This window comes from Steroidobacter gossypii (genome assembly GCF_016801985.1).
GTDB lineage: Bacteria > Pseudomonadota > Gammaproteobacteria > Steroidobacterales > Steroidobacteraceae > Steroidobacter > Steroidobacter gossypii.
This window is the reverse complement of the sequence record NZ_JAEVLS010000008.1, coordinates 76,227-102,164: the sequence shown is the minus strand read 5'-3', so window position 1 is coordinate 102,164 and position 25,938 is coordinate 76,227. Positions and strand designations below refer to the sequence as shown.

Genomic DNA, 25,938 nt, shown 5'->3' with positions numbered 1-25,938 from the left:
CCGCGGCCCACCGTACATCCACGGACGCCCGCCTTCGGGAAATCGTCAGGGCGGCGTCAGGTGACATCCGTATCATGCCGATGTGCGCACCCAGCGCGCGTTCTTATAACAACAGGCATGAACATCGCGTCGGTTCGGCTCGTGCACACGGCTGCAATGATTGCCGGGTTGGCGGCCGCATCGGGCCTACGCGCCGAACCGAATCGAGCCGAAGAGCTCGAACAGTTGCGCATCAACACTGGCTACATCATCGAGGCCGGCGAGTTCGAAGTGAACATCGTCCCCAGCCACTTCGACTATGCGGATCAGCGCCAACAGGACGTGGAAGCGGAGCTCGAGTACGCGATCACCGACCGGCTGATGGTGGAGATCGAAGTGCCTTATCGCTGGCTAAGCCTCGATGGCCCCGATCAGGATAGCGACGGCGCGCGCAATATCGAACTGGGCGCCAAGTGGCTGATGGCCGAGGGCGAGAGCCATGCTGCCAGCATCGGCGTCGGCGTCGCATTACCGGCAGGTCATGATCGACCGGACATCGCCAGCGACTTGTGGGGCGTGGATGTTTCCATACCGCTGACCTATCGGTTCCCCAACCAGCCGATGAGCCTGCACGTGGAATTCGGCGCCGAATGGCGGGAACAGCAAGGCCTCGAGGAGCAGATGATCAACGTCGCCGTCGAACGCCGGCCTGAAGGAAGCAACGTCACGGTGCAGCTCGGCAGCAATTTCATCCGTGAAGATGGCGACCTCGAGGCGTATCTGATCCCGGCCTTCGAAATCGCGGCGACGCCCGTTCCGTTTCAGTTCGGTTTGGGCGTCGCGGCCGGACTCACGTCCGACTCCGCGGACTGGGGCCTGTTGATGGATTTCGAAGTCGAGTTCTAACCGGTCAGGCGTAGGCGTCGAGCAGGCCGAGTCGCACCTGTGCGGCCGACACTGCGGTCGGGCCCTCTTCCGAAGCAAAGCCGGCCGACGATGCCGAAGCTTGCTGCGGCTGGCCCGACTGCTGACGCGGCGGCTCGCGAGAAACGTTTGCATCCGCCAGCGACAAGCCCTGCGATGCAAACATTTCGCGGAGTCGAGGCAGCGCATCCTGGATCGCGCTGCGCGTATCGGCGTGCTGAGCGCCGAACTGCACGGACGCCTGATCGCCGTTCATGGTGATCCGCACTTCCAACGGGCCGAGATGCTCCGGCGATAGGCGCAGCGATGCTGTGTGCTTGCCCTGCTCCACCATCATGGTCATGCGAGAGCCGATCTCCTCGGCCCACCGAGCGTGGCCGACAGGAACCTGCACAGGTCGAGACTGCGTCAACTCGGGCTGACGTAAAGGCGATGCACTCTCGCTGGTCTTGGGCAACTCGGGGATTTCGAACTTGCCCTCGCCCGACAATTGCTCGGGCTGAATCAGATCGGTCAGCAACTGCGCTTCCGGTGCGACAGCTTGACCCTGCGCCTTGCCAGCTCCCACCGCGATTCCCAGCAACGTTGCGCTCTGTGCGCCAGCCGCGTTCGCCTGTGCCTCGGTCGGCATCACGGGTAGCGACAACGGCATCATGCCGAGCATGTCGGTCGACTCCGGGTCGTTTTCGAGCTCTTCCTCTTTCAGAACAGCTAAGCCAGCGCCCGCTTGCATGGCAGTGGACGCAGGGGCAGACGCAGCAGCACCGGCCAACTGACCGAGCATCGACATGAAATCCACGGCGACGCTCGACGGCGCAGCCGACGACGATGCAGCCGGAGCAGCGGACGCGGGCGTGGAAGTGCTGGCTACTGGCATGGAGCTACCTGCGAAAGGAACACTGGGCGTCATAGTCAATGGATTCAGGGTCGGTTGGTCTTGCGCTGGGCGCGCTCGTCGCTGTCGCGCTGTTCGCGACGGTCGCTCACATGGCGCTCTTCAGCCTGCCAGCGCTCGACCACGTGGCCCAGCGCCTTGGAACGTTTCAGAGCTTCCTGCCACTTCGCACGCTCGCCTTGATGCTCGGCGCGGGCTCGATTCACCAGCGCCTGCTGCTGTTTAATCGCCTCGGCCAGCTTGGCGAGGAATGCCTGGTAGTCGCGCAGCTCCGCCACGCCGATGCCGCGACCTGCCCGCTGCGAGAAGCCTTGCTCGTACTCGCTCTTGTAGCGTTCCAGCTCGACGAGTTTCGCTTCGCCTTCCAGCACGCGCTTTTCGAACGCAGCCACGCTCATCGCGAGCCGCTTCTGCGCCTCCTCGACGATGTGTTGCACTGGTTCCAGGCGTTTGGCGCGCGTCATCTAACTCAGCTGCCTCCGACCAGCGCCTGCAAGCTGGCCAGACTCGCACGATAGTCGACGGACTCATGCACGTTCTGCTGCAGGAACTTCTGCATGCTGGGCCACGCCGCGATGGCCGCGTCGATGCGAGGATCGCTGCCTTTGTTATAGGCGCCGATGGCGATCAGATCCCGGTTCTGCTGATAGGTCGACAATGCCTGTTTGAACTGGCGCGCCATCGCCGCATGTTCCTGCGGCACGATCTCATGCATCACGCGGCTGATGGACGCTTCGATGTCGATAGCCGGATAGTGGCCGGCTTCGGCGTAACGGCGCGTCAACACGATGTGACCGTCGAGAATCGCGCGCGCCGAATCGGCGATCGGGTCCTGCTGATCGTCGCCTTCGCTGAGCACGGTGTAGAACGCAGTGATCGAGCCCGAGCCGCTGTCGCCATTACCGGCGCGCTCCACCAGCTGCGGCAACTTGGCGAACACGGACGGCGGATAGCCCTTGGTCGCGGGCGCTTCACCGATGGCCAGGCCGATCTCACGTTGCGCCTGAGCGAAACGAGTCAGCGAGTCCATGATCAGCAGGACGTTCTTGCCTCGGTCCCGGAAATACTCGGCAATCGCAGTCGCGCGCCACGCGCCATGCAAACGCATCAACGGCGGATTGTCCGCAGGCGAGGCGACCACGATGGAGCGCGCCAGGCCTTCGGGCCCGAGAATGCGCTCGACGAATTCTTTCACTTCGCGACCACGCTCGCCGATCAAACCCACGACGATCACGTCGGCCGTCGTATAACGAGCCATCATGCCGAGCAGAACGCTTTTACCCACGCCGCTGCCGGCGAACAAACCGATACGTTGACCACGGCCAACCGTCAGCAATGCGTTGATGGCGCGCACGCCCACGTCGAGCGGCGCCTCGATGGGCTTGCGCGTCAGTGGATTGATGGGCGCGCCAACCATGCGAATGCGATCGTCACAGTTGAGCGGCCCCATGCCGTCGAGCGGATTGCCGGCGCCGTCGATGATGCGTCCCATGAGCTGCGGACCGACGACCGCCGTGCCGGCGCCGGTGCGAGGAACGACACGCGCGTTCGGTTTGAGACCGTGGATATCGCCGGTCGGCATCAGATACAAACGATCGCCGGAGAATCCTACAACCTCGGCTTCCACGCTATGACCGTTGGTGCCGAGCACGTCGCAACGATCGCCGATCGCAGCCTGACAACCAGCCGCTTCCAGCGTCAAGCCGATCATGCGAGTCAGCACACCCTCGACCGGCGGCGGTTCGAGCCGCTCGACCATGCGGACCGCTCGATTCAGCTGCCTGGCCCAGTTCGGGCCGCGCTTCAATTGCAGGACGGGTGCGTTCATACGGTGCCCGCGTCCGGATCGCTGGCGAGCAAATCGGCGGATGCACTCTCCGCGCTCGCCGCGTCGTCGCCGCGAACCGAGGTCACGCGCTCATCGCCCAGCAATGCGCTGATGACGCTACCAATGCGAGTTTCCAAACGCGCGTCGATTTGCGCGGTGTCGGTCGTTACGCGACATCCGCCCCGGCCCATCACCGGGTCTTCCGCAATCGTCCAAACTCGTTCGCCGCTAGGAGTCGCGAGTTTTTCGCGAACCACCGCGGCGTCTTCAGGATGCAAATGAACGCGCACGTCGCGAGCCGACGCCGGCAGCAGCGCGACCGTCTCACGAATGATCGCGATCACCTGCGACGGATCGATACGCAGCTCGCGACGAACCAGGTGACGACCGATGGTCAATGCCAGCTGCAACAGCTGAGCTTCGACTTCGGGATCGAGCTCCTGCAGCGGACGCGCGAGCGAACTGACGACGGCGTCGAGGCGTTCCACATGCGCCTGCAACTGTTGCAGCTGCGGCCGCATCTCGCGCTCGATGGCTGCAAGCCCTTGGGCGCGACCTTCGGCCATCCCCTTGGCGAACGCCTCGTCGTAGGTGCGTTGCTCCAGATCTTCCAGCTCCTGCACGGTCTTGCCGGCGCGGCGTCCCTGCACGGCCAGGCCGCTGATGCTCGGCAATTCGTAACGCGCCGCAGTCGTCATACGAACTCTTCACCCTTGCCGCCGAGCTGGACGGTGCCGGCTTCGGCCATCTTGCGAACCTGCAACAGAATTTCTTTCTGCGCGGCCTCCACTTCGGACAGCCGCACCGGACCGCGCGACTCCAGGTCGTCCTTGAGCATTTCGGCGGCACGCTGCGACATGTTCCTGAAGATCTTCTGCTTGAGCTCGTCGTCGGCGCCCTTCATGGCCAGCAGCAACTTCTCGCCGGGGACCGCGCGCAGCACTTCCTGCATGCCGCGATCGTCGATCTCCACCAGATCGCCGAACACGAACATCAGGTCCTGGATCTTGCCGCCGAGCGCGTCGTCCACCTTGCGGATGTTCTCGATCAGCGTGGTTTCCTGGCTGGAGTCCAGGAAGTTCATGATCTGCGCCGCGGTCTTCACGCCGCCGATGATGGAGGTCTTGAGCGCGCCGGTCTTGCCGGCGAATTGTTTCTCGATCACTTCGTCGAGCTCATGCAAAGCGGTCGGCTGAATGCCGTCCAGGGTCGCGATGCGCATGATGACGTCGGCCCGCAGCCATTCCGGGAACTGCTGCAGGATTTCCGCCGACTGATCGGCATCGAGGTACGCGAGCACGATGGAAATGATCTGCGGATGTTCCTGCCGGATCAGCTCGGCGACCGCGCGCGAGTCCATCCACTTCAACGCCTCGAGGCCCTTGCTGGAACGACCGAACAGGATGCGATCGATCACGCCGCCGGCTTTGTCCTCGCCGAGCGCGCCGATCAACACCTTGCGCAGATAATCGTCCACGCCGATGCCAAGCGCGGTCTTTTCCTCCAGCTCGCTGGTGAATTCACCGAGCACAGCCTGCACCTCCTGGCGCGAGATGTTCTGCAGCTGGGTCATGGCGGCGCCGATACGCTGCACGTCCTTGGCGCCCATGTGCTTCATGACTTCGGTCGCCTCGGCCTCGCCGAGCGACAGCAACAGAATGGCGGCACGCTCGGTGCCGTTCCGCTTGGTTTCGGATTTTTCCCTACTCATCGTCGCCAACCCAGGTCTTCACCAACTGCGCCACGCGCGCAGGATCTTGCGATACCAGGGCGCGGGCTGCTGCGATCTGTCCGTCATAGTCGAGCGGTGCCGGCGATCCATCGGCCAGCGGCAGTGCCGCGGCGGCCGCTGTCATTGGCATCGCATGCACCGTCTGAATCTGGGCCGGGGTCTTTTCCTGCTTGGGCGGCACACCGATCAAACCTCGGATCAGCGGACGCAACACCGCCAGCACCAGCACCAGCAGCGCGATCAAGCCCACCACCAGTTTGGCGATGTCGCGAATCAGCGGCTGTTCCCATAGCGGAACCTTGTCGACCACGATGTCTTCCGGCTTGGTCTGGCCGCGGAACGATGCGTTCACCACGCTGACGCTGTCCCCGCGCGCTTCGTTGTAACCGATCGCGTCTTTCACCAGGCGAGTCATGTTCTCGATTTGCTCGGCGGTCAGCGATGTTTCCGTCACCGTTCCGTCTTCGGCAGTCGTGCGCAGGTTGTCCACCAGCACCGCCACGGTGAGGCGCTTGAGCCGGCCGGCCGGCATCTTGGTGTACGCCACCGTGCGGTCGATCTCGTAGTTGCGCGTCGATTGCTTGGAGGTGTTATCCGGCGGCGCGACCACAGCCGCGCCATTCGGATTGGCGGCATTCGCAGCTTGACCCTGCGCAGGCGCGCCCGCCGGCAACGCCACGCCGGGCTGCGGCGGCTGATTGGTCAATGCCCCCGGCACTCCCTGCGGACCGGCGCCGTTGCGACTGGTTTCTTCAGAAGTTTGTTCGCTGCGAACGATTCCGCTTTCAGGACGATACTGTTCGCGCGCCTCTTCGGTGGTGGACATCTCGACGTCCGCCACCACCTGCGCACGCACACGGTCACCGCCGACCAACGGAGCCAGCAACTGCTGAACGCGCTGCGTATATCGATCTTCCAGGTCGCGCGCAATTTCCATTTGCTTCTCGCGCTCGGCCATTTCGCTATTGCCATCCGGAGAAGACAACAGACGGCCCTGCTGGTCGACCACCGTGACCTGCTGCGACTCCAGCTCGGGGATGCTCGAGGCCACCAGATTGACGATGGCGGTGACCTGTTCGGACTCGAGTCGACGGCCCGGCTTCATCTGCAGGAACACGGACGCGCTCGGCCTGCGACGATCCCGCACGAACGCGGACTGACGAGGCAACGCGAGATGCACGCGAGCGCCCTCGACAGCCTGCAGGTTGGTGATGGTTCGGGCCAGCTCGGTTTCCAGCGCGTGCTGATAACGCGCGCTTTCCATGAACTGGCTGACGCCGAAGCCCGGATCCTTGGACATCACCGAGAAGCCGCCGTCGCCTTCGGGCAAGCCCTGGCCCGCAAGCTTCAGACGCGCATCGTGCACGCGATCGGCCGGCACGGTGATCGCACCGCTCCCTTCGAGTTTGTATGGAATGCCGTTCGTGTCCAACGCCTGCGCAATCTGCGCAGCGTCCTGCTGACCGAGGTTGCCATACAACAAGCTGTAGGTCGGCTCCTTGGACCACAACACGATGCCCACGCCGGCGGCCACCGCAGCCGCGATGCCGATGAGCGTCGCCAGCGGCTTCAAGCCCGGCGGAATGAGCGTCGGGCGCTGTGGCTGCGACTGAGCCTGCGCCGGCGGCTGCGAAGCAGCCGGCTGCTGCCCGTTCGACGGCAACGGCAATGCAGATGCTTCAGCGCTCATGCTTCACTCCAACCCACCTATCGCCACCCATATACCTGCTGATCTCTAATCTCTTCGCCACTAGCCACCAATCACTAGATGGGCATGTTCATGATTTCCTGGTACGCGTTCACGAAGCGATTGCGCACTTCGGCGACCGCGCGGAAGGACACACTGGCCTTCTGCATTTCCAGCATCACTTGCGACAGTTCGACGCCGGGCACGCCCTGCTCGAACTTGGTGGCCAGGTCCGAAGCGCGCGCCTGCTGCTGACTGACCGAATCCAGACCCTGTTTCAAAACATTGGCGAAGGAGTTGGTCGGCGCCTGCACGGCGTTTTCAACGCCGGCCACCTTGGCGACATCGTTCTGCGGAGCGCCCACGCCCTTGATCTGCGACTGCATGGCGCGGATCTGCGAAAGCACGGCGTCGATCTGTAATGAAGAAGACATGAGTGCTTACCTCAAGCGGCCGGAACCACGAAGCCCGCCTCGCGCAGGCGCTGCAACTTGTAACGAAGCGTGCGCGGGCTGATGCCCAAGCGTCTAGCCGCCGCCTGGCGGTTGCCACCGTCGGAGCGCAGCGCGTCCAGAATCAAATCGCGCTCGGCGCTCGACAGCGAATCGGAGAGACCGCCTTCGGCCGTGCTGCTCTTACGCACGCCTTCCTGAGTCGTCGGTCGCTGAGGCGCGGCGACGAAATCGCGCACAGTCTGGCTGGCTGCGGCCAACGCGGCCGGCAGCGCTTCCAGGCCTTCGATCTCGAGATGGATGTGCTCGGGTTGAATCACCGCGCCGTTGGCGAGAATCAATGCACGCTGCATGACGTTGTCGAGCTCACGCACGTTGCCCGGCCACGGATACAACAACAGCATGTGAGCTGCGTCGGCGCTGAGCGCCGGAATGCGCTCGCCCGCCCGGCAACGAGCCGTCAGCAAACGCATCGCGAGCGGCAGCACATCGTCACGACGGTCGCGCAGCGGCGAGGTCTGCAAAGGGAACACGTTCAAACGATAGTAAAGATCTTCACGAAAGCGACCTGCGGCCACTTCGGTACGCAGGTTACGATTCGTGGTCGCGAGCACACGCACGTCCAACGAGATCGAAGTGCGTCCGCCGAGCCGCTCCACTTCGCGTTCCTGCAGCACACGCAACAGCTTGGCTTGCAAGCCCAGCGGCATCTCGGTCACCTCGTCGAGCAACAGCGTGCCGCCCTGCGCCTGTTCGAACTTGCCGGCGTGGCTGGCGTGCGCGCCGGTGAAGGAGCCCTTCTCGTAGCCGAACAGAATGGCTTCGAGCATGTTCTCCGGGATCGCCGCGCAGTTCACAGCCACGAAGGCGCGATTGGCGCGGGGCGAGTGACGATGGATGAAGCGTGCCAGTACTTCTTTGCCGGTGCCCGACTCGCCCGAGATCAGCACAGTGCAGTCGCTGGCGGCCACGCGACGCGCGAGGTCCGCAAGGCGGCGCGACGTATCAGCAATCGCCACCATGTCGTCAGAGGACGAGAGCAATGCGCGCTGCTCCGCCATCGAGGCGGCGTCGTTGGCTTCTGCCTCGACGCTCTGGTCATCGAACTCTATGTGTGACACTGCGCTCATTACGTGGAATCTCTGTTTGCCGCTACAGAGGGAGCAAGTTCTGTTCCAGCGCAGCAGTGGCGGGGTTTTGCCAGTGAATCCTGTGGAGCCCATCACACCGGCAAGGCTTTGCCGCGGCAAGCATGACCTTCGCGCTGAGGGTTGCCCTGATATGCGCCCCGCAGTGGAATCGGGGCGCCGACCGCGTCCGTCAAAGTTCCGTCGCGGCCGCTTCGTTGAGCATGTGGAACTTGCGCAGCTTCTCCACCAGCGTGGTACGACGCAGCTTCAATAGACGCGCGGCGTGCGCGACGGTGCCGCCGGCCCGGCTCAAGGCTTGTTGAATGAGATCGCGCTCAATGGTGAACAGATGATCGCGCAGGTCGATGCCATCCGGCGGCAGTTGCACGACGGCATCGGTCAACTCGCTTTGCGCCAGCATGGCCATGACCTCACGCTCTTCGTCGACCGCCTCTTCCGCTTCCAGCTCGGACTCGAGCGTCTCGACCGGCAACTGCAGATCCGCACTCAGATCCAGCTCGGCCAGCAGCTCGGCCGGGCGGTACTTGAGCGGCAGATCCGCCACGTCGACCAGGCGATTCGGACACAGAATGGACAGGCGCTCGATCAAGTTGCCGAGCTCGCGCACGTTGCCCGGCCATGGATAGTGCCTGAGCACCTTCAACGCGCGCGACGTGAGTTCCACCCTGCTGCGACCTTCGGCGACGTTGCGGTCGGAGAAGTCGCGCACCAGCATCGGCAAGTCCTCGATGCGAGTCCGCAGCGACGGCATCTCGATGGGGAACACATTCAAGCGATAGAACAGGTCCTCGCGGAAGTTGCCCTTGGCGATGGCCTCCTCGAGATTGCGGTGAGTGGCGGCGATGATGCGCACGTTGCATCGGATCGGCGCGTGATTGCCGACACGCTCGAACACGCGCTCCTGCAGGACGCGTAACAGCTTCACTTGCATCGGCAGGCTCATGTCGCCGATCTCGTCCAGGAACAGGGTGCCACCCTCGGCGATTTCGAAACGACCCTTGCGAGCCGCGATGGCGCCGGTGAAGGAGCCCTTCTCGTGGCCGAACAGCTCGCTCTCCAGCAACTCCGCCGGAATGGCGCCGCAGTTGATGGCGACGAACGGACGCTGCCGACGCGGGCTTGCCTCGTGAACGGCGCGAGCCGCGAGTTCCTTGCCCGTGCCCGACTCGCCCAGGATCAACACGCTCGAATCGTGCGCGGCCACCTGGCGAATCAGGCGCGTCACATCGCGAATGGCCGCCGAGCTGCCCGTTGGCATGGCAACTTCGCCGACTTCGGCGAGCGCAGCCTGCGCCGGGATGCGCAAGGCAGTGCCGAGCACGCTCCGCTTGAACGGAAATGTGAGACGGCGCACACGCGCACCGACCGCGGCGATCAACTGATCCGCCACCGCCGATGAACCATAAGCCACTACTGGGATGTCGCTGAGTTGCTCGCGCAGAGCGGCGCCGAGTTCGACCCAGTCACAGTCGGCGACATCGCCGACCAGCAGCGCCGGAGGATTGTTCGGAGTCTGGATCACGGCGCGCATCAACGCGCAGTGATCGATCAGCAGCGGTTCGAGACTCAGTTCACGTAATACTTCCGCAACCTTTTCCGCCCGCCCAGGGTCGCTGTCGTACACGACGGCTTGCTGGATGGTCAGGCTTCTCGCCTGGGTATCGTTCAAATTCATCAACTACGCCTCGCGCCGAACGCGGAAGTTTGTGTATGCCAGGCATTTTGTGCGTAGCGACGGCCTGCTCTATCAGGCTCTCCCTGAACGCCTCGCGCGCGTGAACTGCTGCCAGAAATTTGGCGGTGTGCTCAGGGTTCGGCTGAGTAAACCAAGGTGGCAACCGCAGAGAAATGTGCACTTGCGCGCACTTTCATCGGGTCAACGCGGCACCGTGGTGATGACGAATCTCTGGCGTGCGCAAATCGCATGCGACTTACGTCACATCGATCTCGAGCGCGCGCCCTTGCGAACTCAACAAAGCGGCGGCGTTTTACTTCTTGGGTTGCCGCACACCGGCGACCTGACGGCGGTGTTTGCGGAAGGCGAGCTTCTCGAGCAGATCGGAAATATGTTCACCCGGAGGCACGAAGCGCACCTTGACCTTACCGTCGGGGCTCACCGAAGCGATGCGACCGAACAGACGCAAGGGCTCGGCCACGCAGTCGCGCAGGAACACTTCGAACACACCTTGATTGCCGAGCGGCGGGAACGGCGCGTTGCCCTGGAACACGCCACCCAAGGCGTTGAAGCGCACCGCCACCGGCTTGGGACGCGGCCGGCTGGCGATCAGCAGCGCGCCCACCATGTCGAGCAGCAGGTTCATTTTCATTTCGAGTCGCAGGATATCCGCGGCGTGCGGCGCGTTCTCGTCCGGCTTTTCGATCTGGCCATGCTCGTCGAGCGCGGCGACCGCCTGCAGCACGCGCAGGTTGCGATCGGCGAAGCTGCCCACCATGGCGGGATCGAAAGGTTCGGGCAATGGCCTCCATGCCGCCGGCAACACGTCTTCGTAGGCCAGCTCTTCGTACAGAATGACTGTGTCTAGTCCTTCATACATAGCAGCTATCTGCTCTGTCGGAGCAGCTCCATCATGCTGTCCACTGCGGCCGAGCTCGGCGTATCGGCCGCGGCGACAGTCGGTCCCTGCGATTGTGGTTGCAAACTCTCAGTCATCGAAACATGCGCGGGCGCGATCTTGGCGACCGCTGCATCGGATTCTGCCATCGCCTGCTGAAGCGCGCCCAGCCACTGACGATCCTGCGGCGAGGCTGACGCCGACAGGTTGTCGAGCAGCTCGCGACGCTCCTGCACCGTCTTCGGTACGTCCTGCCACTGGCCAGTCATGGCCTGCTGGACGAGCTTGTGAGTCGCGGCGAGCACGCCGTCGGCGATGGCGGAGCTCATCTGCTTCGGCCCTCGGGAGCGATCGCGATCCAGGCGCCGCGGATCTCGTGCAACAGCGAGTTGACTTCGTCGAGCATCTCGACCTTGTTCTCGGTGGTGGCGAGCAACAGCCGGCGGCACATGTAATCGTACAGCTCGGCGAGGTTGGCGGCGATCTGTCCGCCATTGCGCAAATCGAGACTGCTGCGCAGCTCACCGATAATGGACACGGCGCGGTTGATGAGCCGGGCCTTTTCCGACGTCTCGTTACGCTGCATGCAGCCACGCGCCGTCGCGATACGCTCCAGCGCGCCATCGAGCAGCATCACGATCAAGCGATGCGGGTCGGAAGCAGCCACGCCGCCGTGCGCAGCTGCGCTCTGATAAGCGGCGAGATTCGAAGACTTTGCGTAACCCAGCATGCTCAAGCGCTCCATCGATCCTTGGTGGAGATAACGGCGCTCGCAAGGGTTACTTGAGTGCCCGAAACCACCGTGTGGCTCACGGTTTAATCAGACGACCACTTGGGCAGCGAATCGATCTGCTGCGTCAAATACGCCGAAGTCGCCGACAACGAAGACAACAGCGTGTCGAGCCGCGTGAACTGTTTCAGATAGGTCTGCTGCACCATCGACATGCGGATGTCGATGTCTTCTTTCTTCTTCTGCAGAGCGCGCTGCTCCGACAGCAAGCTTTCGTTGCGCGTGTCGATGGCCGCGCCATCGGCCAGGCGATCTCCGATCTGCTCGTGCAGCCTCGCGGCCAAACCGGTTGCGGGATTGCCGAACAGGCGACTCACGCCGTCGAAATCGTTGGCCAGCGCGGTGTCGAGCTTGGTCTCGTCGATCGACAGCGTGCCGTCCTTCTGCGTGGTGATGCCGATGGCTGCGAGCGTCTGATAAACATCGCCCGCCTCGGCCACGGGGCTCGACAGCGTGCGGCGGATTTCCGAATCGATGCTGCTCAACATCGCATCGCCCAGCATCGGGCCAGCGGTTTTGCTGGCGGAGTCATAGCCGCCCAAGCGCGTCAGCATGCCACGCAGCGAGTTGTATGCGGCGACGAAGCCCTTGATCTTGTCCTTCGCGGCCGCCTTGTCATAGACGACTTCGACGCCAACGGTGGTGCCCGGTTCGGCCGATTCCAGGTTCAACGACACGCCGTCGATCACACCGGTGACGACGTTGGTAGCGCTGGTGGCGGAATAACCGGCCACGTGGACCAGCGCATCCTGCGCGGCGCGCAACTGAGTGTAGTTGGCCTGATTGGTGCTCGTGTACTCCAGCTGCGATAGCGTGCCCGACTGAGTGACTTGAATCGCGTTCGCTGCGCCGGTCTTGGTCGAGGTCAGCACCAGGTGCGCGCCATCGGCCGCATTGATGATGGAGGCGCTGATGCCGGGATTGTTGGTTGCGGAGTTGATGGCGTTGCGAACATCGGCCAGCGTGTTGCCGGGCTCGCCGATGCTCACGGTGAAACTGCTGCCGCCCAGCGACAAGGTCAGCGAGCCGTTGCCCACCACGCTGGTCGCGCCCGCCGGGAACGCGACCGAGGAAATCTGTTGTGCGCTCGCCAGCCGTTCGACTTCGATATCGTAACGACCCGGCGCGGCGTTCGCCGTGGCGGTGGCGGTGACGATGTCTTCATTGGTGCTGGTGGTCGAACGGCCACTGAACGCGGTCGTGGTTCGCAGACCGTTCAAGGCCGATTGGAAGCTGGACAGCGCGCCCAGCAAAGCACTGGTGGCGGAAATCTGCGTGGAGACACGCTGAGTCGCGCGCGCCAACTGATTGTCCAGCGGTTTGCGTTCCGCCGCCACCAGCTGGGAGACCAGACTGTTCACGTCGATCGAAGAGCCGCCAACCACGCCTGTCATATGTATTCCTTAAGCGTTACACGGTCTGATCGATCAGACCGGTGGGTGCCTTGCCGCCCAGGTTTTGCGCCAGGCGCAGCACTTCTTCCGAGGGGATCTGCCGGATGGTGTCGCCCGTGGTCTTGTCCTTGACAGTGACCACCGTGCGACCGCTGCCCTGGTCGACCCGAAATTCCAAGTAACGATTCATGCTCTGCATGAACGTTTCCAACTGCTCGGCCGCGCGCTTCACCTCGTCGTGCGAAGGCTCGACCGGCGCGCTGTTCGTAACATCCTTCGGCGCTGGCCGCGTCGCTTCGGCAGCCGCGGTCGGCTGCGGAAATGACGGCGAGCGGAGAGGTCTTGCGACCTCCCCGCCCGCTTCGACCTGACTTGCGTCAAGCCTGCTCATCACTCATTAACCACGCAGCAGCGACAGCACGTTCTGCGGAGCCGAGTTGGCCTGCGCGACCATCGCCGTACCCGCCTGCTGCAGGATCTGGGCCTTGGTCATGGCGGCCGTTTCCGACGCGAAGTCCGCGTCCTGGATTCGGCTGCGCGAAGCAGTCAAGTTCTCGGCAGTGGTCTGCAGCGAGGAGACGACCGACTGGAAGCGGTTCTGCGTGGCGCCGAGCGAAGCGCGGGCGCTGCTGATCTGGCTCAGCGCTGCGTCGATCGAGGCCAGCGCGTTACGCGCATTGTCGGCAGTCGTCACGTCGATGGCGCTGATGGCCGTACCGGTCTGCGCGATCGTGTTGGCGCCGGTGCCGAGGCCGGTCACCATCGTGCCGCCGAAAGTGATCGACGTAACGCCGTTCGGCGCGACGTAGTTCACATCGAAGGTCGCAGTGTGGTTGGTCAGACCGCCCAGGCCGTAGCTGGCCAGGTTGGCGCCAGTGGCGCCGCCAGCGGCGAAGTTGGCGACGCTGATGTTACGACCGTCGGCGGCCGTCAGCTCGAGGCCCGCACCGGTGTCCACCGCCGTCACGCCCGTGGCAGCCGACTGCGCGTTGATCGCGGTCAGTGCATTGGCGATGTTGGAAGCGGAGCTGGCCGAGCCGGCGATCGTGATCTGGATGCCGTTGATGGTCAGGGTCGAGTTGCCCGAAGCCGTCACGGTGCCCGCGCCGGTCAGGTTACCCGTCGCAACCGTGGCGTCCGCCGTCGCGGTCAGGCCGTTGATGCCCTGGGAGTTGATCGCGTTGACCAGCACTTTCGCGTCGGTCGCGAGAGTCGCACCGCCCGCGATGGCCACGGCGCCAGCGCCGGTGTCCACGGAGAAAGTGCCGCCGGCGGCGTTGTAGGTCACCGACTGGTTCTGCGCCGAGAAGCCGTTGAACGCACCGAGCGCGCTCGAGCGGGCGTTGGCGATCGAAGAGACCGTGATCTGGTCGGAAGCGGTCGCGTTGGCGCCGACCTGGAAGGTCTGAGCCTGGAACGAACCGTCGAGCAACTTCACGCCGTTGAAGGCGGAAGCCTGGGCGACGCGATCGATTTCCTCGGCGAGCTGCGCCACTTCGGCGTTCAACGCAGCGCGGTCGGAGGCGCTGTTGGACGCGTTGGCGGACTGCACGGCCAGCTCACGCATACGCTGCAGGTTGTTGCCGATCTGGGCGAGGTCGCCTTCGGCCGTCTGCGCCAGAGAGATACCGTCGTTGGCGTTACGAGCAGCGACCGTGAGGCCGTTGATCTGCGAGGTCAGACGGTCGGAGATGGCGAGACCGGCGGCGTCGTCTTTCGCGCTGTTGATGCGCAGACCCGAAGACAGACGCTGCAGGGAGGTCGCCAACTGGTTGGCGGATGTCGACAGGTTACGCTGAGCGTTCAGCGACATCACGTTCGTGTTGATTACAAGTGCCATGAAACTAACTCCTGGTGATTACCTTGCCGCTGAACCCTTGTTCCTCGGCTTTGCATCTCAGCACTTACGGCGTGATGTGCGCCGGACTGCTGTTCGAGTCCTTTATCGGTGCGCCCTGGGGGAACTTGAGGAGCTGTCACTACATCGATGCAAACTGAGCATTCGGTCACAGACAATGCTTTACATTGACGCGCGCAAGGTTAAAACGCCTACGTACCGGCCGCGTGCGCCGATCAGCGCAGATAGTTGAACAGCGACAGGTTGGCGATCTTGGTGTAGGACATCTGCGCTGCCTGCAGTCCCACCAGTTGTTGATTCATTTGTGCGATCGCCTGGGCATAGTCGAGATCGCGCAGATCCGACAATGTGCTCTTCAGGTCGATATCGGTCGCCTCGCGCGAGGCATCGACGCTGTCGATGGTCGCGAGCCGCACACCCACCTGCGCACGCACGCTCAGGAAATGATCGTTCGCTTGATCCAGCTGCTGTAGCGAACCCCGCAACGTCGAGGTGAGTTTGGCGTTCGCAGTGGCGTCGCCCGCCGGCGTGTTGAGGATGTTCACGACCTCGCCGATCGTATCGAAGATGCTTTCGCTACGACTGCGGTTCACTTCGAAGGTATCGCCGGCCGCCGGCGCGCCGGTGATCGTCACGCTCACACCGTTGAACGTGATCGCGCTGCCCGACGTGTAGGTACCGGTGCCAACGACGTTCGGAGGCGCCGCGCTGTCGGTGATCTCATAATCGGTCGGCGATGTGAAAGTGATGGTGTAATCGTCCGGCACCCAGCTCGGCCGATCCACCACCGAACCGATGTCGATGATGCCCGAGCCGGTGTTGCTCATGTTCACGGCGGTCGAGAACGTGCCATTGCCTTCCGGAATGTTCACGAACACTTCGAAGCCGTTGTGACTGTCGGCCACGCGCTGTGTGGTGGAGAGTTGCAACTGCCGGGCGCCCTGGTCCCCGACGTAGTTGATCGGCGTGCCGTCGCCGCCCGAGAACGGCTCGGTGCGGGTCGAGTAGCCCGAGAACAGATATTCGCCATTGCCGTCCTGGCGATTGGCAATGGCCTGCAACTCGTCCAGGCGCGCCGCGAGCTCGGTCGCGATGGAGCGACGATCGGTATCGCTCAACGTGCCGGTGTTACCGGCCTGCACCAGCAGTTCGCGCACGCGCGTCATGACGTTGCTGGTATCGACGAAAGCCTGCTCCTCGAGACTCAGACGGTTCTTGGCCAGCGTGCTGTTCTTGGCGAACTGCTCGGATTCTGACTGCGCGCGCTGCAACTCCTGGATGTGCACGTAGGCAATGGGATCGTCGGCTGGCGTTGAAACGCGCAGGCCGAGCGCAACCTGATTCTGCAGTTTCGCGAGCGCGGACTGCTGATCGATCATCGCGCTCACCGAGCCCATGGAAAAGCCGAGAGTGGAGATGCGCATGCTCGATTACCCGCCGGTGGCCTGGAGCACGGACTGGAAACACGTGTCCGCGACTCGAATCATTTGCGAAATGGCCATGTAGGCCTGCTGATAGCGCAACAGGTTGGCGGCTTCCTCGTCGAGATTGACGCCGGACACCGCGTCCATGGACGCCTGTGCTTCTTCGGCAACCACCTTCTGCGCGGCGGCCGTCACCTGCGCCTGATTGGTCTTGACGCCGATGTCACCGACGAACTGACCGACTGCCGCCGACAGCGAGGTGGTGCCGTTGTTCAACACCGGCTCGGACATCAGACCGGACAGCAGCAGCGCGTTGCGATTGTCGCCGGTACCGTTGCTGTTGTCGCCGACAGTAAAGGTGTCGCCTGCCGCCGGCGTGCCGTTGATCTCAACGCGCCAGCCGTTGGCGTCGATGTTGGCGCCCGGCGTGTACGTGTAGACGGTCGGATCGCCGCTGATCTGATAAGTGGTCGCGCTGGTGAAAGTGATGGTGGCTGCCGTGCGTAACGCCGGGTTGGTGGGATTCAACACCTCGCCCGGGCTGATGGTGGCATTGCCCTGATTGCCCGCACCGGCCTGCGCCACGATGGGCGCTGCCGCCGCGATCTCGGCGGGATCGTTGATCAGCACCCGCATCGGGCTCACCGCGCCCGAGGTCGGCTTGATCTGCAAACTGTCGCCGACGTTGGCCGCGCCGCTGACGACGATGGACAGACCGTCGGCCACGAACGGATCGCCTGCCGTGCCCGTGCCCGTCATCGTCACCGTCGTGCCATCACTGCGGCGCATGGTCCAGCCGCCCGCAGTGTTGGTAAGGATGTAATCGCTGTTGGTCAGCGCGCCGGTATCCGTGCGCGTGACCACGGCGGTGGCGGTGCCGGTGTTGTTCGAATGAGGACGCACATCGACGCCGCCCACCGAGAAGAAGTCGCCGCCCATGTCGCCGTTGAGATCCATGCCGGCGCGGTGCTGCTCGTTCATCACATCCGCCAGCGCGACGCTCATGCGTCCGATGGTGTTACGCGCGGGGTCGAGCATTTCCGAGCGAAAGCTGAGCAGGCCGCCCAAGCTGCCGCCGGAGATGGAGCCGGTGATATCGATGGTGCCGACGCTCGACTGCACCGAGAGGCGCTTGCGAGTTGCATCGTATGGATCGCTGGTCGCGACCACGCGCGCCGGATCGTCGCCAACCACGAGCGGCTGACCGTTGCCGATGAACACGTTCATCTGGTTGTCGTCCGTCCTGGTGACGCTCACGCTGACGTGTTTGGACAACTCATCCAGCAGGCGATCGCGCTGATCGAGCAGATCGTTGGGCGCCTGGCCGGTGTGCGCATGGCCACCGGCGATCTGCTTGTTCAACTCGGCGATGCCGCGCGCCAGCGAGCTGATGGTGTCGGCTTCGGTGGAGATGGAAGCGTTCACCTGGCTGTCGAGACTGCGCAGGCTGGCGTCGTAGCTCTTCAAACGCTCGACCAGCGACTGCGCTTCACTCAGCATGGTCTGACGCGCGGCGATCGAATTCGGCGAATCCGCCACGGCCTGCAGCGAGTTGACGAACTTCTGCATCGTGGCGCTCAGGCCCGTGGTCGAATCGGCAAACAGATTGCTGACGCGCGCCGCCTGGGTCGCATACGTATTCGATTGGTTGAAGGCGCTGGCGGCGCTGCGCGATTGCCCGGCAAGGAAATTGTCATAAGCGCGATTGATCGCGGTGACGTCCGCGCCCGCGCCCACCCAGTTGCCGCCGATGAACTGCGGCGTGCGCGTGGTGAAGTCCGGCAACTGCCGGCTGTAGCCAGGGGTATTGGCGTTGGTGATGTTATGGCTGGTGACATCCAGCGCCCGCTGAAACGCGAGCAAGCCGGAAATGCTGGTGTTCAAAAGGTCTGCCATGACTTCACCGGGAAAGCGGTTGCGGGTGGCTCATCGAATCTCACAACCGACGCAATCCGCCGCTAACGCCGTTTGTCGGCGCGAGCGTGGCGAACTTTAGGTTGTGTTCCGACGAGACGTTGTTGGTCAGAGCGCGCACTTCGTCGGCCACTGCCACGATTTTCTGCGCGTAGTTCGGATCGGTGGCGTAACCGCCGGCTTGCAACGCCGAGGCGAAGCTGGCCACATCGCTACCGGCGCCTCGCGCGTTTTCATAACGGGAGTTGTTGCCGATCAGCCGGGCATAATCGTTGAAGCTGTCGGCCGGAGAAGCGTAAGCACGGAAACGCTCTACTTTGCGGACGGCGACGCCGTCTTCGAATTCAAGAGTCGGCACGCTGGCGGTCGCGCCTTCCCAGCTCGTGCCCGCTTTGATGCCGAACAGGTTATAGCTGCTCGATCCGCTCGAATGCGTCGGCACGGCGCGGCCCCAACCGGTTTCCAGGGCGGCCTGCGCCACCAGAGCACTCGGATCCACACCCAAAGCGCTGCCAGCGCGCTGTGCGTGCGGCCACATCATGCGCACGAAATCTTCCTTGGACTGAGCCAGCGGTTGATGATCTTCGCCGGCAGCAACGTTCTGCGTGCTTGCCGGAAACGTTGCGCTGGACACCGCCTGCGTGGTGGCCGTGGCATCCGGCGCTTTCACCAGACCTGCCTGTGTCAACTGGCGCACCAGCACGTCGGCCAGCCCCAGTCCGCTGCCCTTGGACAATTCGAGCGCGATCTGGTCGTCGAACATGTCCTGGTAGAAATCGCCTTGCGAGCTCGAGAACATCGAACCTTCGCCGAAGGCGCGGTTCGCATCACGCATGCTCTTCAGCATCATTTGCGTGAACAGACTCTCGAACTGCTTGGCCGCCTCCTTCAGTGTCGCCGCGTCCTGCTTGGTGACGGCGTCCGTACGCAGCGACGCCAGCGCGGCGAAATCGAAGGATGAGTTGACGGGGGCTGTCATGGTCGCAACTCTTCAGATGACGATCAGCTCGGCGCGCAGCGCGCCCGCTTCTTTCAGCGCTTCGAGAATGGCGACGAGGTCGCCGGGCGCAGCACCGACCTGATTCACTGCGCGCACGATCTCGTCGAGATTCACGCCGGCGTTGAACACAAACATGCGTGCTTCCGGCTGCTCCACTTGAATATCGGATCGCGGAGTCACGACGGTCTGGCCGTCCGAGAAAGGATTCGGCTGGCTCACGTCGTTGCGCTCGGTGATCGTCACAGACAGCGAGCCATGCGCAACGGCGGCCGGCGTAACGCGAACGGCCGATCCGATCACCACGGTGCCGGTGCGGGAATTCACAATCACGCGCGCGGGCGCTTCGCCGGGCTGGATTTCGATCGCTTCGAGCGTCGATAGATAAGCGATGCGCTGGCTCGGATCGGTCGGCGCCTGGACGCGCACGGACACCGCGTCGATCGCGCGAGCCGTGTCGGGACCGAGCATCTGATTGATGCCGTCCGTCAAACGCGCCGCGGTCGTGAAGTCAGGCGTGTTGAGATTGAGCGTGACATACGGCTCGCTTGCGAAGTTATTCGGAACCGCGCGCTCCACTGTCGCGCCATTCGGCACGCGACCCGAGCTCGGCACGTTCACCGAAATGCGCGAGCCGTCCTTGCCTTGCACGCCGAAGCCGCTGACCACCAGGCTGCCCTGACCGATCGCATACACCTCACCATCGATACCTCGCAGCGGAGTCATCAACAAGCTGCCGCCGCGCAAGCTGGTTGCGTTGCCGATGGAGTCGACGGTGATGTCGATGGTCTGACCGGGCTTGGAGAACGGCGGCAGATCGGCGCGCACCGTGACCGCGGCAACGTTCTTCAACTGCGGATTCACGTTGGCGGGAATCGTCACGCCGAACTTGGCGAGCATGTTTCGAATGCTTTGAATCGTGAATGGCGCCTGGCTGGTCTGATCACCAGTGCCGTCGAGACCGACCACCAAACCGTAGCCCACGAGCTGGTTGCCACGCACGCCGGCCACCGACGCCAGATCTTTGACGCGCTCGGCCCGGGCCGGCACGGAAAACATGGCCGAAGCAGCAAACATTGCGGCCATGGTCAGTGTGGCAAGAACCTTTGTGAGCTTCATCACGCTATCGATCCGTATGGGCGCCGTAAATCAGAACGGCAGCCAGGGAGCATTGAAGAATCGTGCCAACAAGCCCGGCGTGGCGGCGTCGTTGAGCGCGCCCTTGCCGCCATACGCGATTTGCGCGTCGGCAACTTTCAAAGATGAGATGGAGTTATCGGGATCGATGTCGATGGGACGCACGATGCCTTGAATGCGCACGTACTCGCGACCCTGATTGATGGTGATCCATTTCTGGCCCCTGACCAGAAGATTGCCGTTCGGCAGCCGCTGCGCGACCGTCACCGTGATGTCGCCCTCGAGCCGGTTGCTCTGCGCGCTGTCGCCTTCGCCTTCGAACGACGTGCTGTTGTCGACCTGCGCATTGAGGATGGCCGTGCCGTGGCGAGTGACCGGCCGGCCGGCAATGGTCGGTCCCGGCAGCTCGACGCTGGTGGCCTTGCTGGTCGAGGTGCTCGAGCTCTTCTGCGCGTTGGTGCGCTCGTTGAGTCGAATCGTCAGCGTGTCGCCGACTCGACGCGCCACCGCGTTCTCGAACAAGGCGATGTCGTGGCCGGCCTGGAAGATGGCGCCATTGGCATGCTCCTGGGTTGGCGCCGGCTCGGGCCAGGTGGCGGACCAATCCGGCTCTTTCGGCGGCGTGACGCAGCCGCCGAGCATCGAGGCGGCCGCGACGGTCACGAACAGATTGCGCATGGTAATCGCTCAGTCAGCTCAAAGCTGGTTCGTCAGATACGACAGCATCTGATCCGTGGTCGAGATGGCCTTGGAGTTCATCTCGTAAGCACGCTGGGTCTCGATCATGTTGACCAGCTCTTCCACCACGTTGACGTTGGAGGCTTCCAGCGAGCCCTGCTCGATGAAGCCCAGGCCGTTCAAGCCCGGCGTGCCGGTCTGGGGCGCGCCGCTCGCGGCGGACTCGACCAGAATGTTTTCACCGCGCGGCTGCAGGCCGGACGGATTGATGAAGTCGACCAGCTGCAAGGTGCCGACCTGCATCGGATTGGCTTCGCCCGCCATCTGCACGGTGACCACGCCATCCTTGCCGATGGTGACGCTCTGTACGCCGTCCGGGATGGTGATTCCCGGCTGCACGCGATAACCGCTGGCGGTCACGAGTTCGCCCTGCGGGTTCACTTCGAAATTGCCGTCGCGCGTGTAACCCATGGTGCCGTCCGGCAGCAGGATCTGGAAAAAGCCGCGGCCGCTCACCGCCACGTCGAGGCTGTTGCCCGTGGTCTGCATATTGCCTTGGGTGTACTGCTTCTCCGTCGCCACCACGCGCACACCGGTGCCGAGCGACAAGCCGGTCGGAGCGACGGTGTCCTGCGAGGTCGAGCCGCCGACCTGACGCACGTTCTGATACAAGAGGTCCTCGAACACGGCGCGGCTTTTCTTGTAGCCGGTGGTGTTGACGTTGGCGAGGTTGTTGGACGTGACGGACATGCGCGTCTGCTGCGCATCGAGTCCGGTTTTGGCGGCCCACAAAGCTGGATTCATGATGAAACCCTACAAATAACTGATGTTGAGTGGCGATCAGATGCCGCCGCGGAGCAATTGCGCGGCAGTGGCCGCGTTCTCTTCGGCGGTGCGCATCGCCTTCACTTGCAGATCGAAGCGACGCGCCAGCTCGATCATGTTGACCATGGCGTCCGCGGTGTTGACGTTGCTGGTCTCGAGCGAGCCGGTAACGAGCTTCACGCTCGCATCCGCCGGCAGATCGGCGCCCGTGGCGCTACGAAACAAACCGTCTTCGCCACGAACCATCTCCGCATCCGGCGGATTCACCAGCTTGATGCGACCGATCATCGCCGTGGTCTCGGCGCCCTGCCCCAAGGGAATGACTGAAATCGTGCCGTCGGCGCCGATGGTCGCCGACATGTTGGGTGGCACGCTGATCGGGCCGCCCTCGCCCATCACTTGCAATCCCGTGCCCGTCATCAGCATGCCGTTCGGATCGACACGCAGATCGCCGGCACGGGTGTACGCCTCGCGACCGTCCCTGCCGAGCACCGCAATCCAACCCGGACCGTTGATGCCTACATCCAGTTCGCGACCGGTGGCGATCAGTGCGCCTTGGGTCGGATCCCAACCCGTGGTCGAGTTGGTCGCGTAGGCACGGGACGCGTATCCCGAACCGGCCACGGCTCGCGACTGAAACGCGCTCATGTCGGCGCGAAAACCGGTCGTGCTCGCGTTGGCGAGGTTGTGGTTGTTCGCGGTCTGGGCGCGCAAGGTTTCCTTGGCGCCCGACATCGAGATGTAGAGGAAGCGGTCCATTAGTTACTCGATCTCACCTGGAGTGAGTTCCCGGGCGAGTTAGCGAATATTGATGATGGTCTGCGTGATCTGGTCGGCGGTCGAAATCATCTGCGAGTTGGCCTGGAAGTTACGTTGCGCGGTGATCATGTTGACCAGCTGCGCGGTGATGTCGACGTTCGATGCTTCCAACGCGCCCGACTGAATCAGACCGAAGCCGGAATTGCCTGCCTGGCCGTTCAACGGCTGGCCGGAGGCGAAGGTCTGCGCCCAGTTGGTGTCGCCCAGCTGCTGCAGGCCCTGCGGATTGGAGAAGTTCGCGATCGCGACCTGGCCGAGCTGCGTCGACTGACCGTTGGTGAAGCGAGCCTGCACCACACCGGTGGCATCGATGTCGATGCCGATCAGGCGGCCGGTGGTGTATCCGTCCTGCGTGATCGAAGTCATGCTGAAGGTTTCGCCGTACTGGGTGGTGCGGCTCAGATCGAACGTGAGATTCATCGGCGCCGCACCCGTCGAAAGGCCCGCCGCGGCATCGTAAGTCGGCAGCACGAACTGACCGTTGGCCGGCGTCGTCAGATTGCCATTCTGGTCGTACACCAGATGCTGCGTGCCGGCCGGGTTGCCATCGATGGTCATGTGAATGTCCCATTCGTTGGTCGCCGTCTTCACGTAGTACATGCTGGCGGTGTGGGCCGCACCCAGCGAGTCGTACACCGTCATCGATCGCGCGGTGTTGTAGCTCGTTTCATCCGCGGCATCGAACGGCGTCGTGGTCGGCACTGTGGCGGCGGACGGCAGATTGAACACCGTCTCGACTTCGGTCGTCGCCGACGGCGAGCTTTCGGTGGTCACCAGACGCAGATCGGTCATGGTGCTGGTGTTGAAGTTGCCGGTGGCCGAAGGCGGATACACCTGCAGACGCTGGCCGAGGCTGTTCACCACGTAGCCGTCGTTGTTCGGCCGGAACGCGCCGGCGCGGGTGTAGGCCAACGCGCCGCCGTCGTTGACCACGAAGAAACCCTGGCCGCTGATGGCCAGGTCCATGCTGTTGTTGGTGGTGTTGATGTTGCCCTGAGTGAACTGCTGCGACACCGAGGCGACTTTCACGCCGTTACCGTGCGCATTGCGATTCACGCCGAACGGAGACACCGCGAACAGCTCGGCGAACTCGGCGCGCGACTGCTTGAAGCCCGTGGTCGAGGAGTTGGCGATGTTGTTGGCAGTGACGTTCAAGTCCTGCTGAGCCGCATTGAGACCGCTGAGCGCGATACCGAAAGACATGGAGGATGCTCCTAAGACGAAGAATACAAAACCGAACGTTTCGACTACCCTGAGCCCGATGACGTCGCTGGTCGCAAGACCAGCTCGATCGGGATGCTTTGGCGAAGTGTCACAGCGTGACCGTTACTGCACGCGTCGCACGTTGGCCATGGCCACCGGGCCGAGCGCGCTGGTGTTCAAAGTGAGATTGGTGCCGGTGGCGTCGAGACTGACGCTGGACACGCGGCCCGCCATCAGCACCTCGAGCGATCCCGTCTGCCCGCCCACGGTGGCGACGGCTTCGATGTCGTATGTGTCCGACTCGGCCGGGGTGCCGTCGGTGTGCAATCCGTCCCAAGTGAAGTCGCGCACGCCCTCGGCGGTCTCCAGCTGGATCTCACGCACCACGGCGCCGGTGGAGTCGGTGATGCGCACCTGCAGAGACGACGTGCCAGCCGGCACATCGATCTGACCGGTTACGGTGCCGCCCTGGGTGTGATCGAAGCTGTAGGCCGAGACCAGAATGTCGCGACCGATCATGGTGGCGCCGTTCAAGGTCTGGGTGGAGCGCAGCGAGGCGGCCAATGTTTCCAACGAAGTCTGCATCTCCTGCACGCCGGACACGGTGCCGAAGGTGGCGAGCTGCGAAATGAACTCGGTGCCTTCCAGCGGCTTCAGCGGATCCTGATTTCTCAGCTGCGCGGTCATCAGCGTCAGGAACGAATCGATGCCGAGGGTTTGATCCTTCTTGGCCTGCGCTTCGGCGGCTGCCTGCGCCTGCGCGGCCCAGTTCTGGATCGGATCGGTGGTCAGGGACATGGTGGCTCCGATATCTCTTTACGACTACTGGCCCAGCCGCAGCGTGGCCAGCATCATTTCCTTGGCGGTGTTCATCACTTCGACGTTGTTCTGATACGAGCGCGAGGCGGAGATCATGTCGACCATCTCTTCGACGGTGTTCACGTTCGGCGCATACACGTAACCATTGGCGTCGGCGAGCGGGTTACCTGGCTCGTAGCGCGCGGTGGGCGCGGCCTGGTTCTCGAATATTCCTTTCACGGCGACGCCCGCGCTGGTCGCGTCCTTGCCGAGGCCGGTGCGGATGGCTTCGAACAGCGGATGTTTGGCCTTGTAGACCTGATTCGGATCGCCGCTCACGCTGTCGGCGTTGGCGAGGTTGCTGGCGGTGGTGTTGAGGCGCACGGACTGTGCGCTCATGCCGGAGCCGGCGATATTGAATATGTCGAAAGAGGACATGACGTCGTTACCTCTCTATTACTGGCCGCCGGTGATGGCCGTCATGAGGCCGCGGAACTTCGAGTTCAGGAACTGCAGCGTGGCCTGATAACGAACGGTGTTCTCGGCGAAGGCGGCCTGTTCCAATTGCGCGTCCACGGTGTTGCCGTCGAGTGAGGGCGCGAGCGGGGTCCGATATTTCAGTTCGGGCGCGGGTGCGCCGTTAACTTGCTTCGGGCCGATGTGTGCGGCGTTCGTTGTCTGCAGTTGCACGCCGTGCTTGGCGTTGCCACTTGCTTGCGCGAGCGCGCTCTTGAAGTCGATGTCACGGGCGCGGTAGCCCGGCGTGTCGGCGTTCGCGAGATTCGCTGCGAGCAGCTCGGTGCGTTGTGAGCGCAAGTTCAACGCTTGCGCGTGTACTCCGAGATGTTTGTCGATTGCGCTCGTCATCACTGCATCCGTC

Annotated in this window: 27 protein-coding genes; 1 reads left to right on the top strand and 26 read right to left on the bottom strand. The window is 63.4% G+C overall.

What is annotated here, in order from left to right; all coding sequences use genetic code 11:
* Positions 1-117: 117 nt before the first annotated feature.
* Complete coding sequence (locus tag JM946_RS26675) at positions 118-885, top strand: hypothetical protein (protein ID WP_203170495.1); 768 nt, start codon at positions 118-120, stop codon at positions 883-885.
* Positions 886-889: 4 nt separating this feature from the next.
* Here the strand turns inward: JM946_RS26675 and JM946_RS26670 are convergent, their stop codons facing one another.
* The 26 genes from JM946_RS26670 to flgB all read right to left on the bottom strand — a co-directional run bounded on the left by JM946_RS26670 (position 890) and on the right by flgB (position 25,925).
* Positions 890-1,780 carry a flagellar hook-length control protein FliK gene (locus JM946_RS26670; RefSeq protein ID WP_203170494.1) on the bottom strand — a complete coding sequence of 297 codons (891 nt, stop codon included), beginning with the start codon at positions 1,778-1,780 and terminating at the stop codon, positions 890-892.
* Positions 1,781-1,824: 44 nt separating this feature from the next.
* Positions 1,825-2,262, bottom strand: coding sequence for a flagellar export protein FliJ (gene fliJ, locus JM946_RS26665; protein WP_203170493.1), 438 nt, complete (start codon positions 2,260-2,262; stop codon positions 1,825-1,827).
* A 5-nt stretch (positions 2,263-2,267) separates the two neighbouring features.
* On the bottom strand, positions 2,268-3,626 hold the full coding sequence (gene fliI / locus JM946_RS26660; protein ID WP_322110984.1) for a flagellar protein export ATPase FliI: 1,359 nt from the start codon (positions 3,624-3,626) through the stop codon (positions 2,268-2,270).
* The gene (locus tag JM946_RS26655) at positions 3,623-4,324 is read right to left on the bottom strand and encodes a flagellar assembly protein FliH (RefSeq protein WP_203170492.1); all 702 of its coding nucleotides are present in this window, start codon (positions 4,322-4,324) and stop codon (positions 3,623-3,625) included. The genes fliI and JM946_RS26655 overlap by 4 nt, the downstream gene beginning before the upstream one ends.
* A complete protein-coding gene (gene fliG, locus JM946_RS26650) occupies positions 4,321-5,337 on the bottom strand; it encodes a flagellar motor switch protein FliG (RefSeq protein WP_203170490.1) in 1,017 nt (338 codons plus the stop codon). Before fliG ends, JM946_RS26655 begins: the two co-directional genes overlap by 4 nt.
* Positions 5,330-7,048, bottom strand: coding sequence for a flagellar basal-body MS-ring/collar protein FliF (gene fliF / locus JM946_RS26645; RefSeq protein ID WP_203170488.1), 1,719 nt, complete (start codon positions 7,046-7,048; stop codon positions 5,330-5,332). Before fliF ends, fliG begins: the two co-directional genes overlap by 8 nt.
* A gap of 74 nt (positions 7,049-7,122) precedes the next feature.
* A complete protein-coding gene (gene fliE / locus JM946_RS26640; RefSeq protein ID WP_203170486.1) occupies positions 7,123-7,479 on the bottom strand; it encodes a flagellar hook-basal body complex protein FliE in 357 nt (118 codons plus the stop codon).
* A gap of 11 nt (positions 7,480-7,490) precedes the next feature.
* Positions 7,491-8,627 carry a sigma-54 interaction domain-containing protein gene (locus JM946_RS26635; protein ID WP_322110983.1) on the bottom strand — a complete coding sequence of 379 codons (1,137 nt, stop codon included), beginning with the start codon at positions 8,625-8,627 and terminating at the stop codon, positions 7,491-7,493.
* A gap of 190 nt (positions 8,628-8,817) precedes the next feature.
* Positions 8,818-10,323 carry a sigma-54 interaction domain-containing protein gene (locus JM946_RS26630; RefSeq protein ID WP_203170484.1) on the bottom strand — a complete coding sequence of 502 codons (1,506 nt, stop codon included), beginning with the start codon at positions 10,321-10,323 and terminating at the stop codon, positions 8,818-8,820.
* 313 nt (positions 10,324-10,636) lie between these two features.
* Complete coding sequence (locus tag JM946_RS26625) at positions 10,637-11,203, bottom strand: PilZ domain-containing protein (protein ID WP_203170482.1); 567 nt, start codon at positions 11,201-11,203, stop codon at positions 10,637-10,639.
* 5 nt (positions 11,204-11,208) lie between these two features.
* Positions 11,209-11,550 (bottom strand): hypothetical protein, encoded by a 342-nt coding sequence (locus JM946_RS26620; protein WP_203170480.1) that lies wholly within the window; start codon positions 11,548-11,550, stop codon positions 11,209-11,211.
* Positions 11,547-11,951: a flagellar export chaperone FliS gene (fliS, locus tag JM946_RS26615; protein WP_203170478.1), complete on the bottom strand. Its 405-nt coding sequence runs from the start codon at positions 11,949-11,951 to the stop codon at positions 11,547-11,549. The genes JM946_RS26620 and fliS overlap by 4 nt, the downstream gene beginning before the upstream one ends.
* Before the next feature lie 86 nt (positions 11,952-12,037).
* Positions 12,038-13,405, bottom strand: a complete 1,368-nt coding sequence (gene fliD / locus JM946_RS26610) for a flagellar filament capping protein FliD (RefSeq protein WP_203170476.1) — start codon at positions 13,403-13,405, stop codon at positions 12,038-12,040.
* 16 nt (positions 13,406-13,421) lie between these two features.
* Positions 13,422-13,796: a flagellar protein FlaG gene (locus JM946_RS26605; RefSeq protein WP_203170475.1), complete on the bottom strand. Its 375-nt coding sequence runs from the start codon at positions 13,794-13,796 to the stop codon at positions 13,422-13,424.
* Positions 13,797-13,802: 6 nt separating this feature from the next.
* Positions 13,803-15,245, bottom strand: a complete 1,443-nt coding sequence (locus tag JM946_RS31405) for a flagellin N-terminal helical domain-containing protein (protein WP_203170474.1) — start codon at positions 15,243-15,245, stop codon at positions 13,803-13,805.
* Between the two features lie 233 nt (positions 15,246-15,478).
* Entirely contained in the window at positions 15,479-16,687 is a 1,209-nt protein-coding gene (gene flgL, locus JM946_RS26595; RefSeq protein ID WP_203170473.1) for a flagellar hook-associated protein FlgL, read from the bottom strand.
* Positions 16,688-16,693: 6 nt separating this feature from the next.
* The gene (gene flgK, locus JM946_RS26590) at positions 16,694-18,583 is read right to left on the bottom strand and encodes a flagellar hook-associated protein FlgK (RefSeq protein WP_203170472.1); all 1,890 of its coding nucleotides are present in this window, start codon (positions 18,581-18,583) and stop codon (positions 16,694-16,696) included.
* Between the two features lie 40 nt (positions 18,584-18,623).
* Positions 18,624-19,580 (bottom strand): flagellar assembly peptidoglycan hydrolase FlgJ, encoded by a 957-nt coding sequence (gene flgJ / locus JM946_RS26585; RefSeq protein WP_203170471.1) that lies wholly within the window; start codon positions 19,578-19,580, stop codon positions 18,624-18,626.
* A 12-nt stretch (positions 19,581-19,592) separates the two neighbouring features.
* The gene (locus JM946_RS26580; protein WP_230980002.1) at positions 19,593-20,717 is read right to left on the bottom strand and encodes a flagellar basal body P-ring protein FlgI; all 1,125 of its coding nucleotides are present in this window, start codon (positions 20,715-20,717) and stop codon (positions 19,593-19,595) included.
* Positions 20,718-20,747: 30 nt separating this feature from the next.
* Positions 20,748-21,413: a flagellar basal body L-ring protein FlgH gene (flgH, locus tag JM946_RS26575; RefSeq protein WP_203170470.1), complete on the bottom strand. Its 666-nt coding sequence runs from the start codon at positions 21,411-21,413 to the stop codon at positions 20,748-20,750.
* A gap of 18 nt (positions 21,414-21,431) precedes the next feature.
* On the bottom strand, positions 21,432-22,217 hold the full coding sequence (flgG, locus tag JM946_RS26570; protein ID WP_203170469.1) for a flagellar basal-body rod protein FlgG: 786 nt from the start codon (positions 22,215-22,217) through the stop codon (positions 21,432-21,434).
* A gap of 36 nt (positions 22,218-22,253) precedes the next feature.
* A complete protein-coding gene (gene flgF / locus JM946_RS26565) occupies positions 22,254-22,997 on the bottom strand; it encodes a flagellar basal-body rod protein FlgF (protein WP_203170468.1) in 744 nt (247 codons plus the stop codon).
* Between the two features lie 39 nt (positions 22,998-23,036).
* Positions 23,037-24,260 (bottom strand): flagellar hook protein FlgE, encoded by a 1,224-nt coding sequence (gene flgE / locus JM946_RS26560; protein ID WP_203170466.1) that lies wholly within the window; start codon positions 24,258-24,260, stop codon positions 23,037-23,039.
* A 123-nt stretch (positions 24,261-24,383) separates the two neighbouring features.
* Positions 24,384-25,058: a flagellar hook assembly protein FlgD gene (locus JM946_RS26555; protein ID WP_203170464.1), complete on the bottom strand. Its 675-nt coding sequence runs from the start codon at positions 25,056-25,058 to the stop codon at positions 24,384-24,386.
* Between the two features lie 24 nt (positions 25,059-25,082).
* On the bottom strand, positions 25,083-25,496 hold the full coding sequence (gene flgC, locus JM946_RS26550; RefSeq protein WP_203170462.1) for a flagellar basal body rod protein FlgC: 414 nt from the start codon (positions 25,494-25,496) through the stop codon (positions 25,083-25,085).
* Positions 25,497-25,514: 18 nt separating this feature from the next.
* Positions 25,515-25,925: a flagellar basal body rod protein FlgB gene (gene flgB, locus JM946_RS26545; RefSeq protein ID WP_203170460.1), complete on the bottom strand. Its 411-nt coding sequence runs from the start codon at positions 25,923-25,925 to the stop codon at positions 25,515-25,517.
* Positions 25,926-25,938: the final 13 nt, after the last annotated feature.

Coding starts and splice junctions, on each gene's coding strand:
- flgJ (WP_203170471.1), bottom strand. CDS start 19,580: ATGACAGCCCCCGTCAACTCATCCTTCGATTTCGCCGCGCTGGCGTCG.
- JM946_RS26625 (WP_203170482.1), bottom strand. CDS start 11,203: ATGTATGAAGGACTAGACACAGTCATTCTGTACGAAGAGCTGGCCTAC.
- fliJ (WP_203170493.1), bottom strand. CDS start 2,262: ATGACGCGCGCCAAACGCCTGGAACCAGTGCAACACATCGTCGAGGAG.
- fliS (WP_203170478.1), bottom strand. CDS start 11,951: ATGCTGGGTTACGCAAAGTCTTCGAATCTCGCCGCTTATCAGAGCGCA.
- JM946_RS26630 (WP_203170484.1), bottom strand. CDS start 10,323: ATGAATTTGAACGATACCCAGGCGAGAAGCCTGACCATCCAGCAAGCC.
- fliE (WP_203170486.1), bottom strand. CDS start 7,479: ATGTCTTCTTCATTACAGATCGACGCCGTGCTTTCGCAGATCCGCGCC.
- JM946_RS26555 (WP_203170464.1), bottom strand. CDS start 25,058: ATGTCCCTGACCACCGATCCGATCCAGAACTGGGCCGCGCAGGCGCAG.
- flgG (WP_203170469.1), bottom strand. CDS start 22,217: ATGAATCCAGCTTTGTGGGCCGCCAAAACCGGACTCGATGCGCAGCAG.
- fliF (WP_203170488.1), bottom strand. CDS start 7,048: ATGAGCGCTGAAGCATCTGCATTGCCGTTGCCGTCGAACGGGCAGCAG.
- flgK (WP_203170472.1), bottom strand. CDS start 18,583: ATGGCAGACCTTTTGAACACCAGCATTTCCGGCTTGCTCGCGTTTCAG.
- JM946_RS26580 (WP_230980002.1), bottom strand. CDS start 20,717: ATGAAGCTCACAAAGGTTCTTGCCACACTGACCATGGCCGCAATGTTT.
- JM946_RS26670 (WP_203170494.1), bottom strand. CDS start 1,780: ATGCCAGTAGCCAGCACTTCCACGCCCGCGTCCGCTGCTCCGGCTGCA.
- JM946_RS26655 (WP_203170492.1), bottom strand. CDS start 4,324: ATGACGACTGCGGCGCGTTACGAATTGCCGAGCATCAGCGGCCTGGCC.
- fliI (WP_322110984.1), bottom strand. CDS start 3,626: ATGAACGCACCCGTCCTGCAATTGAAGCGCGGCCCGAACTGGGCCAGG.
- JM946_RS26605 (WP_203170475.1), bottom strand. CDS start 13,796: ATGAGCAGGCTTGACGCAAGTCAGGTCGAAGCGGGCGGGGAGGTCGCA.
- JM946_RS31405 (WP_203170474.1), bottom strand. CDS start 15,245: ATGGCACTTGTAATCAACACGAACGTGATGTCGCTGAACGCTCAGCGT.
- fliD (WP_203170476.1), bottom strand. CDS start 13,405: ATGACAGGCGTGGTTGGCGGCTCTTCGATCGACGTGAACAGTCTGGTC.
- JM946_RS26620 (WP_203170480.1), bottom strand. CDS start 11,550: ATGAGCTCCGCCATCGCCGACGGCGTGCTCGCCGCGACTCACAAGCTC.
- flgE (WP_203170466.1), bottom strand. CDS start 24,260: ATGTCTTTCGGTATCGCGCTCAGCGGTCTCAATGCGGCTCAGCAGGAC.
- flgB (WP_203170460.1), bottom strand. CDS start 25,925: ATGACGAGCGCAATCGACAAACATCTCGGAGTACACGCGCAAGCGTTG.
- flgL (WP_203170473.1), bottom strand. CDS start 16,687: ATGCGCATCTCCACTCTCGGCTTTTCCATGGGCTCGGTGAGCGCGATG.
- fliG (WP_203170490.1), bottom strand. CDS start 5,337: ATGAGTAGGGAAAAATCCGAAACCAAGCGGAACGGCACCGAGCGTGCC.
- flgH (WP_203170470.1), bottom strand. CDS start 21,413: ATGCGCAATCTGTTCGTGACCGTCGCGGCCGCCTCGATGCTCGGCGGC.
- JM946_RS26675 (WP_203170495.1), top strand. CDS start 118: ATGAACATCGCGTCGGTTCGGCTCGTGCACACGGCTGCAATGATTGCC.
- flgF (WP_203170468.1), bottom strand. CDS start 22,997: ATGGACCGCTTCCTCTACATCTCGATGTCGGGCGCCAAGGAAACCTTG.
- flgC (WP_203170462.1), bottom strand. CDS start 25,496: ATGTCCTCTTTCGACATATTCAATATCGCCGGCTCCGGCATGAGCGCA.
- JM946_RS26635 (WP_322110983.1), bottom strand. CDS start 8,627: ATGAGCGCAGTGTCACACATAGAGTTCGATGACCAGAGCGTCGAGGCA.